The following is a 14,783-nucleotide window of genomic DNA, read 5'->3' as shown; positions in this document are numbered from 1 at the left end:
AGGTAACATCATGTCAGCCGTAGAAGAATTCAATAAATTATCGGGGGAAACGACCGGAAAGGAATATCTGGTTTTCACCTTGGGTGACGAAGAATATGGAATTGAAATACTGAAAGTGCAGGAAATCCGTGGTTATGACCAAGTGACCCGGATTGCGAATACGCCGAATTTTATTAAGGGAATCACCAACTTGCGTGGGGTGATTGTACCTATTATTGATTTGAGAATTAAATTTTCACAGGAAGATGTGACATACAATGACAACACGGTTGTTATTGTCCTGAATCTGCTCAATCGAATCGTCGGAATTGTGGTTGATGGCGTATCTGATGTACTGTCCCTGAAAGAAAATCAGATTTGCCCTGCACCTGAATTTGCCGTCACTTTATCAACAGAATATTTGACGGGGCTGGGCTCTATTGATGACCGCATGCTGATTCTGGTTGATATAGAAAAACTTCTCAGCAGTGAAGAAATGGCATTGGTAGATTCCGTAGCCAAAGGCTGATTTATTGGTGCTGTTTTTGGTACCGTAGCTGCCTTGTTATAAAAACAGCAGTGCAACTCATTGATAAAGTGTCGGTTTCCTGAACGGCACTTTTTTTAGTCAGATTACGTTCATCCAGCGGAGTTTCCTGTCAAGTAATTGAGCCGGTCATATTGATTAATATGAAGTTATTGGCGTCCTTATTTTGTATCCCGATAAATGCAGAAGGGTAAAAGATCCGCTTACTCACCTTGCACTCTGCAAATAATCAACAACACTAATGAATGATTCATTACATTTTTCTATCGCTAAAGCCTGATAGAACAGGCTTCCACTACTTTCTGGAGATGAGACCATGTCTGGAGATGAAACTATGCTAAAACGCAAGTATCTGACCCAACCTGAAATCGAAATCCTGTTGCAGGAGCTGGGCAAGCAAGCGCATGCGGAAAGAAACATCTGCATGATATTTATGGGATTTATTCACGGATTTCGTGTATCTGAACTATTGAACCTGAAACTGTCAGATGTGGATTTGAATAGCCGCAGCCTGCGTGTTCAGCGCCTGAAAAACGGTTTTTCCACCATTCACCCGATGGTACAGCGTGAAATCCAATTGATTCGCCACTGGCTGGTGGAGCGGCAGCGCTATTTATCCAAGGCTCCGCCACATAAGCAAACTGATGACAATACCGAGTGGCTGTTTCTGTCCCGTAATGGGCAACGGATGTCACGTCAACAAGTCTATAAAATCATCAAGCATGCCAGCTTGAAGGCAAAATTATCGATATGCGCGAATCCGCACATGTTAAGGCATGCCTGTGGTTACGCTCTGGCGGACAATGGTGTCGATACCCGCCTGATTCAGGACTATTTGGGCCATCGAAATATTCGTCATACCGTCCGCTACACCGCGAGTAATGCGGGCCGATTTGAAACTGTCTGGGCACCAAATGAAAAACGCGCACAGTTGACAATTAGTACCCAACTGTCAACTCGATTAAAACAGCTCGCTGCAACCCTGTTTTATTTTTTCTTTCCTTTGCCAAATTCAATCTAGTACATTGATTTATATCTGTAAAATTTAGCTTATATTCAACCTCCTCAGTGTCGCCTTTCATAATTAATTTCTCCTTGATTTTTCTAATTATTTTTTTGCAATTTTCAATGCGCGATTTCGAAAGTGAAATTTACTGAATCAATCGATTCATGTTGGTCATTTTGTCTACTTTAGGTGTTTTTCTCAGTCAGATTCTCTCCAGTTGACAGTTGGGTACTAATTGTCAACTCAGCATGAGGGGAGCAACACACTCCGGGATGAGTCAATGGCACCGGAATTCATTGGATTTTGGTGAAAATAATGTTGATTCTGAAGGTAGATAAACATGCTAAAGAAACAAAACAGGCAGTGGACAGAAAAGCAGCGCCACCACCTCAAATGGGTCGCATGGGCGAATATTTTTGCCCAAGTGGCCTTTCCTGTCGCGGCGGCGTTTACTCCTGCTGTGGCAAGCGCCAAAAGTGAACATCATTCCCGGACAGACCATCGGCAGAGTGGGCAGACGCGCCCTTACCAGTTAAGTGCCGGTGAAAACGTCAAAACTGTGGCAAAGCGCCATGGCCTGACCGTCACGGAGCTAAAAAAGCTCAATCAGCAGCGGAGATTTCATAAACCGTTTGCGAAGCTGGGTGCCGGTGATGAGATTGACGTGCCGCATTCCACATCTGATCAGTTACTGGCCAACAGCCTGAAAGCGGCGTCCGATGCTTCTGCTACAGAAACGCCCAATACAGAAAACAGCACAGAGCGCTGGCTGGCAAGCACCACAACCCGAGCTGTGGGGATGCTGAAAAGCGGTAATGTGGTAGAAAACACCAAAAACCAACTGCGTGGCATGGCGGTTAGTGAAGCCAACCAAGCCGTGCAAAACTGGCTGCAACGCTACGGTAACGTCAAAATTCAGGCTAATGTGGATGATCGGGGACGGTTGGACGGCAGCCAGTTCGACATGCTGTTGCCGTTATATGATACCGCGAAGCACCTGACGTTTACCCAGTTTGGCTTGCGCCATATCGACAGCCGTACAACGGCAAACGTTGGATTGGGTCAGCGTCATTTCTTTGACGATGGCATGTTTGGTTATAACGCCTTCCTTGACCACGATATTACCCGCGACCATACCCGTTTCGGTATCGGGGCAGAATACGCCCGTGATTTTATGAAATTCGCGGCTAACGGCTATTTCCGCGCCAGTGGCTGGAAAGACGGCAAGAAATTGACTGATTATGAAGAGCGCCCGGCCAACGGTTTTGACCTGCGGGCAGAGGGCTATATGCCGACCTATCCGCAGTTGGGCGGCAAACTGACTTACGAACAGTATTTCGGCAATGAAGTCGGTTTGCTGAGTGAAGAACGACGGCAGAAAAACCCGGCCGCCTTTACCCTCGGTGTCAATTACACCCCGATTCCGCTGGTGACACTGGGACTTGATCGTCGCCAGAGCGCTTCCGGTGGCGGAGAAACCCTGTTTAATCTCGGCCTCAATTATGAAATCGGCACACCGTGGTCAAAACAGGTTGATCCAGCTGCGGTTGCCTTCAAGCGCACCCTGCAAGGCGGGCGCTATGATTTGGTCGATCGTAATAACCAGATTGTGCTGGAATACCGCAAGAAAAATCTGATCCGCCTGATGATGGAAACTCGGATTAGCGGACGCGGCGGGGCTATTATTCCGTTGAACGTGACGGTCAGTACCAAACACGGTCTGAAAGAAATTATCTGGGATACTGCCAGTTTGTTGGAGGGGGGCGGTAAACTGATCAATGCCGGTGCGCCCGTACTGGCGGATAATGCTGTAGCCAAAGCAGTCAGCGGGAGCACCCATTACCTGCTGATCCTGCCACCCTATAAGGATAAAGGGAACAACACCTATAGCCTGTCCGGTGTGGCCTATGACACGCAGGGCAATGCCTCTGAGCGGATGGAAGCCCAGATATTGGTTACGGCTTCCGCTGTTAATCCGGCGGGTTCTGGTTTTGAACCGGCTCATAAGTCTATGGTGGCGGATGGCAAAACCCAGACCGTTATCCGGTTGAAATTGACGGACAAGGATGGAAAGCCGGTCAGCGGAGCCGCAGGCAGCATTGTTCTGACAGATGACAAATCTAAACTGACCGGTGATGGCAAAGATCCGATGCTGGGCACTGAAATCAGAGAAGTGCCGGAAGGCAGCGGTATCTATGAAGCCACTGTCACTGCCGGTAATAAACACGGTAAATGGACTATCAGCCCGAAAGTCGACGGGCATGAACTGCCATCGACCGTGATTGATTTCGGCGATTCTTTAGCCAACATGATTGATACGGACAAGAGCGAATTCAAACCTGACAATGGCAATCTGAGTAAAAAAGATGACAGCACCGATATTGTCTTGCACCTGAAAGATAAAAACGGCAATCCGATTGCCGGGGCAGCAGACAAAATCAAGCTTGTGAAAGACCAGAGTGGGTTGTATGGACAGGGTGCCAACCCGACCGTAACTGACATCAAAGAAGATCCGGCCGGCAGTGGGATCTACAGGGCTAAGGTCACGGCTGAAGACAATAAAGGCACCCTGAAAATTACACCAGTGGTGGATGGCAAAGAGCTGAAACCGGCTGAGGTGACCATTGGTCAGTCACTGGCGGCGATTGTGGACCCCAAAGGCTCGGCCTTTATCCCGGCGACAAACATACTGTCGGCTGACAATGAAGACAGCACCATCATGACGCTGAAACTGAAGGACAAGAATGGGGATCCTATCAAGTATGCCAAAGACAGTATTACGTTTGAGGATAACGGGACCCAGCTGGGCGGAGGCGGGAAAAAAACACCGACCATCGGTAAAGTGTGGGAAGAGCCGGAAGGCAGTGGAATATACAAAGTGAAGGTCACGGCGGGGGATAAAACCGGTAAGTGGGAAATCACCACCAAAGTTGACGGTATACCGCTGGAGGCTCCGGCAGTCATTAACTTTGCGACCAACAAAGCCGAACTGATTGATCCGAATAAGTCTACATTTACTGCCAAAGACAGTGAGCTGCATAAAGCAGGTGACACCACGGTGATTGAAGTGGAATTGAAAGACCAGGAAGGCAACCCCATCAGTGGCATGGAAAAAGAGATCAACCTGACGCCGGATAACCGTGAACTGTATGGCACTGGTCGTATGCCGCATTACGGCGACTTCAAAGAAACTTCACCGGGCAGTGGTAAATATGTAGCGCCAGTTACCGCTGAGGATAAGAAAGGCAAATGGACATTAACACCGGACGTGTTTGGTAAACCGATAGGAAAACCGGCGACCATCACGTTTGGTAAACCACTGGCAGAGATCTTAAACCAGAATAGCCCCAAAATTGAATCGGTTGATGGCAGTTATGCTTTGCCGGCAGATGGCAACTCCAAGAAAACGCTGAAAATCACACTGGAAGATATAAATGAACAGCCCATTACTGGTGCCAAGGACAGTATTAAGGTGCATGGAAGTGGGCAGTTACAAGGAGACGGTAACGAACCGCAGATTGAGGCAGTGAAAGAAATCGGCAATGGTGAGTATGAAGTGGTGATCAAAGCGGGTCAGAAAACCGGTCCCTGGACAGTGACCACATCAATTGAAGGAACGAACAGGGCACAACCAACCAAGCTGGAGTTTGATGAAAATACTGCACCTAGCATTAACATCCAGTATCTGGAGGGGGATTTAAACATCGGAAAAACCCTGACACTCAACTATCAATTCAACAGTAATGGCAGTAATGCCACAGACCGTTCGTTTTATGTCTGGGGGGAAAGAGGTACAACCGCCGCCCGAGTCATGGAACTGGCGAAAACGGCTGGCGTGAAAGAGCCGATAACGCTGGCGCAGATAAACGGGGAAGGTCGGGTTAATGGCGACAAACCGTTAACCTACATTATTCAAGAAAGTGACCGCAATAAGGTACTGGAAGTCTCTATATTAGCAGCTAATGGTGCTAATTTACGGGCGAAAGGCCCGGAAACCCGCGTGGCAGTCTATGACCCGCAAAACCCCGGAAGGATAACCGGTGGTAACCGCAACGGGGGAGTTTCCGATCCGAATGCCATTCCAAGCATCGATAATATTGTCCTGACCGGGGAGTTAGAACTCAATAAATCGCTGATAGCGAACTATAAATTCAATGATAACGGTGGGGATGGGAGAGATAATTCTCTGTTTGTCTGGTATGACAAGGGCACGACACCCAATCCTAAGGATTTTCAGCAAGTCCCCGATGCTTTGGCAACCCTGAAGAGAGATCTGGTGAATGGAGATGCTGGGAAAACCATCGCCATTACCATTAAGCCCGTTAATGGTAAGCAAAAAGAAGGTGAAGCTAAAACCGTGGATATCAGTATGGCCGATACCAGTATCAACCAAACAACGCCCAAAGGAGGAAAACCGGGGACTATCCTTGACCCTAAAGCTGCACCCTCCATTGATAACCTCAAATTAACAGGTTTTCTATACGACTCTGGGTTCTTGAAAGCCGAATACGAATTTAAGCCTAATAACGGGCATGTGGAGGATAATTCCAGTTATTTCTGGACACGTTCTAAATCAAAAGAAGATCCTGATGGGCCAAAAGAAAATGTTCATAAGCCGGGAGCCGAAGGAGATGTGGGTAAAAACAGCATTTCAAGTGGCTCAATCTCCTCTTATGAATTAAGCGCGGAGGATAGTGGCAAGCTGTTGGAGTTTACCATCACGCCCATAAATGGTTTGGGGATAACCGGAGAGATTAAAACCCTTAATACGAAGCAGAGTGAAAATACACTGAGTGGAGGGATTAACGGTACAGTGATTGATCCGGAAAGGGGGCCCAGCATTGAGGAATTAAAAATAAAGGGTGTGCTGGAAATGGGACAAAAATTGGAAGGTTCATATAAATTTCAGCCGCATGGTAAGGATGATATGGATAAATCCATCTTCCTTTGGGGCATTAAGTATCCGGAAGATAACGTTAATTCAGTGAGGAATAGGATTAGCTCACTGGGTGGTGAACCCAAGAACCAAATCACCGACTCTGGAAATGTTCCTTCTCACACGCTGACACAAGAAGATAGCGGCCATGTTATCGAGCTTGCCGTGGAGCCACGTACCCCGCGTATGGTGAAAGGCGAAGTAAAAACTATATTGGGAAAAATGGAGGTAACAGATACGTTTGAGCAGAAAGAGCAAGGCAATGTTACTGGCGGGCATCCAGATGGTCGTATCAAAGGCATTGCCACTAGTTTCAAAATAACGCCGAGTAAAGAAGCAGAGCTTGCCGATGGTACGCTAGCGATTTTCGCTAAGAAAACGGACACTGACCCGATTAAGTTCACCATCCATACCACAGACGGTGAAAAATCCGTTGGGGGTGTACCTGTCACCATTGATATGTCTGCCCTGAACCGTCAAAAGGAAAAGCAGGAAAACGTGACGGTAAAACTGAATGGACAAGTCGGTACCTACAGTGGCCATACGGACGAGAACGGTAATCTTGTTATTAATGTTACTGATCCTGATGGTATTGGGACACGAACGAAATTGTCGATAACGGTCAACGACAGTGAAAGTAAACTTATAAAGAAATCAAAGGATGTTATCTTTACTGTGCTTACCAGTCCAAATACGGATAAAGCCAAATATTGGGGGCATATGGAACCATATATTACACTTGACGGGAAAAAATACTCGCGCCCTCAGTTAGCTACTGAGTTAGATACTGAGTTAGATACTGGAGGGTTTAGGATTATAAACCATGAAAAATGGAGTTTTGTAAAATGGAGTAAAGTAGAAAATTACTGTAGTGATAGCAGCAATAGTAGTAATAAATTTTGGAAATTACCTGTTGCAGAGGAGGTGGTAGCTATAAGTAACGCTAATCCAACTACAACCCTTTATACAGTTAACGGTTGGCCTGTTAATTGGGATCCTAAGGGTCTTCCTGTGTGGACATCTACTCTGTGGAATAAAAACGGAGGGGATAATAATAGAGAAATAGTGTCTATACCCTCTCTCGATGGGGGAAGCGCCAGTAATAATGAACCGACCGGGGGGGGGGAGTTTGCAGTCATCTGCCGGCTTCATGATGACTAAGACGGTAATGTATATTTAATTCACTTTCTGCTAATAAAATTCCCTTTTATGAAGGGAATTCATATTAATGAAAAAGTGCTGGTTTTTTTCAGCACTTTTTTAATCAAATTCCGTTCATCAAATGAAGATTACAGCCATATCAAGAACATCTTTTTCCCAGGCTCTTTCATCTGAAATCCCCCCATTTGGTTAACTGGTTTTTACTGGCAATCCTCACTTGAAACCCAACTCCCCATCCTCCATCAACCAAAAAACCTCATGCGTTCCGCTCAAACAGCCGTTTTACAATTCCGCATAAAAATTGTCCCAGATCAAAAACCCACCACATAAAATCAATTTTTATAATTACGCATAAAGTTCCCTTTAAGCCTGCCGATAACACTGGCATAGCAATCTATTACAAAAGGGAAGTCATGTTTAACCGAATGAAAATAGTGACGGGACTTATTGCAGTCATCGTACTATTTGGTGCTTTGCAGTTTATCTCCGGAGGCCTGTTCTTCAGTAACTTGAAGAAGGATACAGAAGCCTTTGATATGATGGATCAAATTCGCGAGCAGCAAAAATTACTGGACGAAAGCTGGATTAACATGCTGCAGGCCCGTAATAACCTGAACCGCATTGCTATCGTCATGATCTCAAAAGTTCAGAATGTTGAGAATGATCAGGATATGGACGATATCTGGGTAGAGGCCAGAGCCAATATTACTCGTGCGGAGCGCCGTTTTGAAAAATTTGAGAAGTTGCCAGTGTTGGCTCTCCATGATTTAGAGCGTTTCCAGCAATTGAAACAAACTCACCGTGACTACCTTAAGGCCTTGAAAGATCTGGATAGCATGCTTTCAAAGGGAAATTTCAAAGGCTTTTTTGACCAGCCAACCACTGTTTTACAGAATGCGTTTGATGCGGAATATATTTCCTATCTGAGCACGAATGACAAACTTTATGGTGAAGTCTCCGATGCGGCTGATGTCGCTTATCGCAATGTTATCATCAGCCTGATTACCATATTTGTGCTGTTGGTTGGTGTGATTACAGTAAGCTGGATCGGGTTGCGTAAGGCGTTGATTGAGCCATTGAATCATTTGCTGGACAGCATCAAGGCCTTCTCTAAAGGTGATTTGACCCAGACCATTCGCATTTCTTCTGGCAATGAAATGGGCATGTTGGCTGTCGGCCTGAGACATATGCAGGAAGAACTGATCAACACCGTCAGAAGCGTCCATCAAAGCACTGAAACCATCTATACCGGTACCAGCGAAATTGCCGCAGGTAACAATGACCTCTCTTCACGCACTGAACAGCAAGTGGCTTCATTGGAAGAAACGGCGGCCAGCATGGAAGAGCTGACGGCGACAGTAAAACAAAATGCTGATAATGCCCGCCAAGCCAGCAACCTGGCTGACAACGCCTCTGATATCGCCCGTCAGGGAGGTAAAGTGGTAGCTAATGTTGTTCAGACCATGCATGACATCGCTGACAGTTCTCGCAAAATTTCTGATATCACCGGTGTGATTGATGCCATTGCGTTCCAGACCAATATCCTTGCACTGAATGCGGCGGTAGAAGCAGCCCGTGCTGGTGAGCATGGCCGTGGTTTTGCCGTTGTAGCGGGTGAAGTACGTAATTTGGCGCAACGCAGTGCTGAAGCAGCAAAAGAAATCAAAGCGCTGATTGAAGATTCTGTCAATCGCACTGATACCGGCTCCATGCAGGTAGAAAGCGCGGGCGAAACGATGAATAAAATCGTCGATTCAGTGACTCGTGTGACCGATATCATGGGAGAAATTGCATCGGCTTCGGATGAGCAAAGTCGAGGAATTACTCAGGTCGGCGTCGCTATTTCAGAAATGGATAGAGTGACTCAACAAAACGCGTCATTGGTTGAACAGTCTGCGGCTGCGGCTGCGGCATTGGAAGAGCAGGCCAAGATACTGACCAAAGCCGTTTCGTTGTTTCAGCTACCGGAGCAGGCAGAAAGGACACAGCCTGAAAAAAGAAAACATGAAGTTTTCTTGACTAAAAAGACGTCAAATCCTCCAGCTAATAAAACGAATTCTCCTGCACTGAAAAAAAGCAGTGATGTGGAAGACCCATCCAATTGGGAAACATTCTAAAAAAATAATAGCGATAACCACGGCTGCGTTATGCAGCCGTTTAAACGAGGTGATTACATGTTAGGCAAGCTTCGCATATCAACCAGCCTGTATCTGTTATTGATGATGTTTTGTGTAATGCAAATTATTTCGAGTGGTTTGTCATTGGGAATAATTCATACTGACCAGACATATATTGAGAGAATTGATCTGGGAACGCAACGGAGAGATACCCTTGGGTTGAGCTGGGCTGCATTGTTACAAACACGTAACACTCTGAACAAAATCGCACTTGCCCAAAAAGTGGGGCAACCGAAAGATAGAATCGAAGTAATGGAAGCATTACTTAAAAGTTCTTTTAATGAAGCAGAACGAAATTTCTCCAAGTTTATTTCATTGCCTCAGGTTGGCGAAAATCAACAAAGAGATGCTTTATTGGCTGAAATAGAACGTTCTTACCAAGAATATTTTAATGCATTAAAAGAGCTGAATGATTATCTCTACAGCGGAAACTTTCCGGCTTTTCATGACCAACCTACAGAAACGTATCAGAGCCGAATGGAAGTTGCCTATAACAACTACATGAAGTACCTCAATAATAATATTGCGGATGTGGTAGCAGACGCGGCGCTTTATTACAAAACCGCTATAGCGATGTTCTTCGGCTCAATTTTAATGGTATTCATTGTTGCCCTGGCGGCTCACTGGTGGCTGAAACGCAATCTTCTCAGACCCTTCGCCAATATGAGAGCGTGTTTTCAGGATGTGGCAGATGGACGCCTGAATAAAGAAATTGCTGTCACGACCAATGATGAAATTGGGGATATATTTAAGCAGCTACGTGATATGCAAAATTCACTGATCACTTCAATTGGTGCAGTGCGTGACAATACCAACCAAATGTATGTCGGTATTCAGGAAATCACACAAGGCAATACCGACCTCTCGTCACGTACAGAAGAGCAGGCGGCCTCACTGGAAGAAACTGCGGCCAGTATGGAAGAGCTGACCGTAACGGTTAAGCAAAACGCAGAAAATGCGCGTCAGGCGAGTGAACTGGCGGTATCAGCTTCTCAGGTTGCGTCAAAAGGCGGAGAGCTGACAACCAGCGTTGTCGCCACTATGGATGAAATTACCAATAGTTCGAAAAAAATCAGCGCCATCATCAGCGTGATTGATGGTATTGCATTCCAGACCAATATTCTGGCATTGAATGCCGCAGTTGAAGCAGCCCGAGCTGGCGAACAGGGACGCGGATTCTCTGTCGTGGCCGGTGAAGTGCGCGACTTGGCACAAAGAAGTGCTGAAGCAGCAAAAGAGATAAAAGTGCTTATCGACGAATCCGTCCACCGTGTGAACCAAGGCTCAGAGCTGGTCAATCATGCAGGGCAAACGATGGATGAACTCGTTATATCAGTTAATCGAGTCACCGATCTCATGGCTGAAATTGCTGCGGCTTCTGATGAACAAAGCCGAGGGATCCACCAAGTTGCTCAGGCTGTTAGCCAAATGGATCAAGTTACGCAACAGAATGCGGCCTTGGTCGAACAATCTGCGGCGGCTGCCTCCGCACTTGAAGATAAAGCCGATATGCTAGTGAAAACAGTGACACAATTTGAACTGCCTGAAAACGCGTCACACCGGCGTCAAGGGTCTTCTGCATCAAACATGACCAATGAGTATGTTGTAGATTAAGTACACTGAGGTCAGATGAAATCCAATTTAATAGCTTCAGATACTGATGCTACAGCGCCGCTGAACTTTATGCTCCAGCGGCATGCTTTGTCAGATGCGCAATTTGAGCGCATCTGCCAGTTTATCTATCAACGAGCTGGCATTGTACTGGCAAAAAATAAACGTGAAATGGTCTATAACCGCTTAGTCAGGCGGTTACGTGTATTAGGGTTAGATAACTTTGGTCAATATTTGTCAATTCTGGAACACGATATCCATAGCGAAGAGTGGGAATTGTTCATCAACTCATTGACCACCAATCTCACGGCATTTTTCAGGGAAGCACATCATTTTCCTATTCTGGCAGCCCATGCCAGCCGGAAAAATGGTGGAACATACCGTGTTTGGAGCGCAGCCGCTTCAACAGGGGAGGAGCCATACTCAATTGCAATGACTCTGTGTGATTCACTGGGGCATAGATCAAATAGGATAAAAATCATTGGCAGCGATATTGATACCAGTGTGCTGGAAAAAGCCCGGCAAGGTGTCTATCGGCTGGAAGAATTGCAAACACTCAGCGAGAGCCAAAAGAAAAAATATTTTTTCAAAGGGGTAGGGCTTTTTGAGGGTTACGCACGCGTGCGCCCTGTGTTGGCTGATCTGGTCAGTTTTCAACATTTAAACCTGTTGGATTCTGATTGGGCGCTCGATGAGAAATTTGATGCGATATTCTGCCGCAATGTCATGATTTATTTTGACAAAAAGACGCAGGAAAGGATCTTGCGCCGTTTCGTCAACTTCTTAAAACCAGACGGTTTGCTCTTTGCGGGGCATTCCGAAAACGTCACTCAAATTAGCCGAGAGTTCTACTTGCAAGGACAGACCGTTTACGGTGTAGGTCGGGCAAGGAGGGGTCATGAATAAAATAACTGTTCTTTGTGTGGATGATTCGGCGCTGATGCGCCAAATCATGCGGGAAATTATCAATAGTCATCCTGATATGGAAGTGGTGGATTGTGCACCGGATCCATTTGTTGCCCGTGATTTAATCAAAAAACACAACCCGCAGGTATTAACGTTGGATGTTGAAATGCCTCGCATGGATGGCATTGATTTTCTTGAAAAATTAATGCGATTGCGCCCCATGCCAGTTGTGATGGTTTCTTCCCTGACAGGAAAAGGTTCAGAAATCACACTGAAAGCACTGGAATTGGGGGCGGTGGATTTTGTCACTAAACCACAGCTTGGTATCCGTGATGGCATGCTGGCTTACAGTGAATTGATTGCTGAAAAGATTCGGGCAGCGGCGCAGGCAAAAATCAGCACCATCAAAGCCGACTCTGGGGTTTCAGCTCCACTGAATTTCAAGCCACTGCTGTCCAGTGAGAAACTGATAGCCGTTGGTGCTTCGACGGGGGGAACAGAGGCAATCAAAAACCTGCTGCAACCCTTGCCGGTTACCAGTCCGGCCTTGCTGATAACACAGCATATGCCCCCAGGTTTCACACGCTCATTTGCTGAAAGACTCAATAAATTGAGCCAAATTACCGTGAAAGAAGCTGAGGATGGCGAACGTGTTTTGCCGGGCCATGCATACATTGCACCGGGCGATCGCCATATGGAACTTTGCCGCAGTGGGGCGAATTATCAAATCATGATAACTGACACCTTGCCGGTTAACCGGCATCGTCCTTCCGTTGATGTTTTATTCCGCTCTGTTGCCAGATATGCGGGGCGTAATGCCGTGGGAGTCATTCTGACCGGAATGGGCAGTGATGGTGCCGCGGGATTATTGGAAATGAAACAAGCGGGAGCCTATACCTTGGCACAAGATGAAGCCAGTTGTGTGGTCTTTGGAATGCCGCGTGCGGCTATCCAGCTAGGGGCAGTGGATGATGTGATGGATCTCCAAAAAATCAGTAAAGCGATGCTGGCCAAAATCAGCATGGGCCAATCGGTTCGTATTTAGCAGTTGTATTTGATGTTAATTTTTGCAGCACTATTTTTTTATACGTTTCGTAATGCGTTTTTGTAATCCGTTTTTATGGCGTACTTTTATAACGTATTGTTATAGCGTGTTTTTTATAACGTATTTTTATAAAAAGTGCTGCCGGACAAGTGAAATTCCAAGGAGTTTTTATGGCAAGTAAGGATCTGAGATTTTTGGTAGTCGATGACTTTTCAACTATGCGTCGAATTGTACGTAATCTACTGAAAGAGTTGGGGTTCAATAATGTAGACGAAGCGCAGGACGGTGCAGAAGCATTGACTAAACTTCGTACTGCTGAATTTGATTTCGTTATTTCTGACTGGAATATGCCAAATATTGATGGACTCGAATTGCTGAAAACAATTCGTAGTGAAGAAAAATTGGCAGCGCTGCCTGTTTTGATGGTCACGGCAGAAGCGAAAAAAGAAAACATTATTGCAGCCGCACAGGCTGGTGCCAGTGGTTATGTCGTGAAACCATTTACCGCCGCTATTTTAGAAGAGAAACTCGATAAAATATTTGAAAAATTGGGGCTCTAAGGAGACAAAATGAGTGAAAATCCAGTCATGCCGAGAGATGAGGCGATCCCAACCAGTGAAATAATCAGTCGTATCGGGCAATTAACGAGAATGTTGCGTGATAGCCTGCGTGAACTGGGATTGGATCAAACTATTGCTCAGGCGGCTGAGGCGATCCCAGATGCAAGGGAGCGATTGAATTACGTTGTCCAAATGACGGCACAGGCGGCTGAAAGAGTGCTGAACTGCGTTGAAGCAGCGCAGCCTCGTCAGAACGAATTGGAAGCATCTGCAAAATCCTTGACCGAACGTTGGGATGAGTGGTTTGCCAACCCAAAAAATGTGGATCTGACAGATGCCCGTTCACTGGTAACGGACACAAGGAATTATCTAAACCTTGTGCCTGACTATGCCTCATTTACCAATGCCCAATTACTTGAGATCATGATGGCTCAAGACTTTCAGGATCTGACTGGGCAGGTAATCAAACGGATGATGGAAGTCATTCAGGAACTGGAAAAACAATTGGTTATGGTATTAATGGAAAATATGCCCTCTGACCAGATAGCTAAAGCGAAAAAAGAGAACGATAGTCTTCTTAATGGCCCTCAAGTCAACCAAAATGGTGCAGGTGTTATTGCCAACCAAGAACAAGTTGATGATTTGCTGGATAGTTTGGGATTTTGATAACGAGTGCGAGTATTTAACGAGCTGTAGTTAGCAAGTTGTAATTAACAAATAATATTTTAATCGTAACTTTTTTATAAATAGAATATTAAAGAACAAAACTTAAAAGTTTTGTTCTCGTTTGGGTGAGTCTGGTGGCTGGCCCAAACGCCAGCCTCAATACTGTTTATTTCTCATCCTTTTGTCTCA

Annotated in this window: 9 protein-coding genes; all 9 read left to right on the top strand. The window is 45.8% G+C overall.

All coding sequences use genetic code 11. From position 1 onward, the window contains the following. Window positions 1-10: 10 nt before the first annotated feature. Complete coding sequence (cheW, locus tag BM100_RS00205) at window positions 11-508, top strand: chemotaxis protein CheW (RefSeq protein WP_092507043.1); 498 nt, start codon at window positions 11-13, stop codon at window positions 506-508. Between the two features lie 334 nt (window positions 509-842). Next, a complete protein-coding gene (locus BM100_RS00200; RefSeq protein ID WP_280521795.1) occupies window positions 843-1,547 on the top strand; it encodes a tyrosine-type DNA invertase in 705 nt (234 codons plus the stop codon). A 325-nt stretch (window positions 1,548-1,872) separates the two neighbouring features. Then, window positions 1,873-7,629, top strand: coding sequence for an inverse autotransporter beta domain-containing protein (locus BM100_RS00195; protein ID WP_092507042.1), 5,757 nt, complete (start codon window positions 1,873-1,875; stop codon window positions 7,627-7,629). Window positions 7,630-8,042: 413 nt separating this feature from the next. Then, the gene (locus BM100_RS00190; protein WP_092507041.1) at window positions 8,043-9,746 is read left to right on the top strand and encodes a methyl-accepting chemotaxis protein; all 1,704 of its coding nucleotides are present in this window, start codon (window positions 8,043-8,045) and stop codon (window positions 9,744-9,746) included. Window positions 9,747-9,803: 57 nt separating this feature from the next. Beyond that, the gene (locus BM100_RS00185) at window positions 9,804-11,420 is read left to right on the top strand and encodes a methyl-accepting chemotaxis protein (protein ID WP_092507040.1); all 1,617 of its coding nucleotides are present in this window, start codon (window positions 9,804-9,806) and stop codon (window positions 11,418-11,420) included. Window positions 11,421-11,435: 15 nt separating this feature from the next. Continuing rightward, a complete protein-coding gene (gene cheR / locus BM100_RS00180) occupies window positions 11,436-12,323 on the top strand; it encodes a protein-glutamate O-methyltransferase CheR (protein WP_092507039.1) in 888 nt (295 codons plus the stop codon). Further along, the gene (locus BM100_RS00175; protein ID WP_092507038.1) at window positions 12,316-13,368 is read left to right on the top strand and encodes a protein-glutamate methylesterase/protein-glutamine glutaminase; all 1,053 of its coding nucleotides are present in this window, start codon (window positions 12,316-12,318) and stop codon (window positions 13,366-13,368) included. Before cheR ends, BM100_RS00175 begins: the two co-directional genes overlap by 8 nt. 170 nt (window positions 13,369-13,538) lie before the next feature. Further along, window positions 13,539-13,928, top strand: a complete 390-nt coding sequence (cheY, locus tag BM100_RS00170) for a chemotaxis response regulator CheY (RefSeq protein ID WP_092507037.1) — start codon at window positions 13,539-13,541, stop codon at window positions 13,926-13,928. A 9-nt stretch (window positions 13,929-13,937) separates the two neighbouring features. Continuing rightward, window positions 13,938-14,594 carry a protein phosphatase CheZ gene (cheZ, locus tag BM100_RS00165; RefSeq protein ID WP_092507036.1) on the top strand — a complete coding sequence of 219 codons (657 nt, stop codon included), beginning with the start codon at window positions 13,938-13,940 and terminating at the stop codon, window positions 14,592-14,594. Window positions 14,595-14,783 lie beyond the last annotated feature (189 nt).

The organism is Xenorhabdus mauleonii, assembly GCF_900113945.1.
Taxonomy (GTDB): domain Bacteria; phylum Pseudomonadota; class Gammaproteobacteria; order Enterobacterales; family Enterobacteriaceae; genus Xenorhabdus; species Xenorhabdus mauleonii.
Note: the sequence above shows the minus strand (reverse complement) of the source record. Positions and strands in the feature narration are given on the sequence as shown.

Excerpts from the sequence above, each read along its gene's own strand:
- cheR (WP_092507039.1), top strand. The coding sequence starts at position 11,436 with ATGAAATCCAATTTAATAGCTTCAGATACTGATGCTACAGCGCCGCTG.
- cheY (WP_092507037.1), top strand. The coding sequence starts at position 13,539 with ATGGCAAGTAAGGATCTGAGATTTTTGGTAGTCGATGACTTTTCAACT.
- cheZ (WP_092507036.1), top strand. The coding sequence starts at position 13,938 with ATGAGTGAAAATCCAGTCATGCCGAGAGATGAGGCGATCCCAACCAGT.
- BM100_RS00190 (WP_092507041.1), top strand. The coding sequence starts at position 8,043 with ATGTTTAACCGAATGAAAATAGTGACGGGACTTATTGCAGTCATCGTA.
- BM100_RS00185 (WP_092507040.1), top strand. The coding sequence starts at position 9,804 with ATGTTAGGCAAGCTTCGCATATCAACCAGCCTGTATCTGTTATTGATG.
- BM100_RS00195 (WP_092507042.1), top strand. The coding sequence starts at position 1,873 with ATGCTAAAGAAACAAAACAGGCAGTGGACAGAAAAGCAGCGCCACCAC.
- BM100_RS00200 (WP_280521795.1), top strand. The coding sequence starts at position 843 with ATGTCTGGAGATGAAACTATGCTAAAACGCAAGTATCTGACCCAACCT.
- BM100_RS00175 (WP_092507038.1), top strand. The coding sequence starts at position 12,316 with ATGAATAAAATAACTGTTCTTTGTGTGGATGATTCGGCGCTGATGCGC.
- cheW (WP_092507043.1), top strand. The coding sequence starts at position 11 with ATGTCAGCCGTAGAAGAATTCAATAAATTATCGGGGGAAACGACCGGA.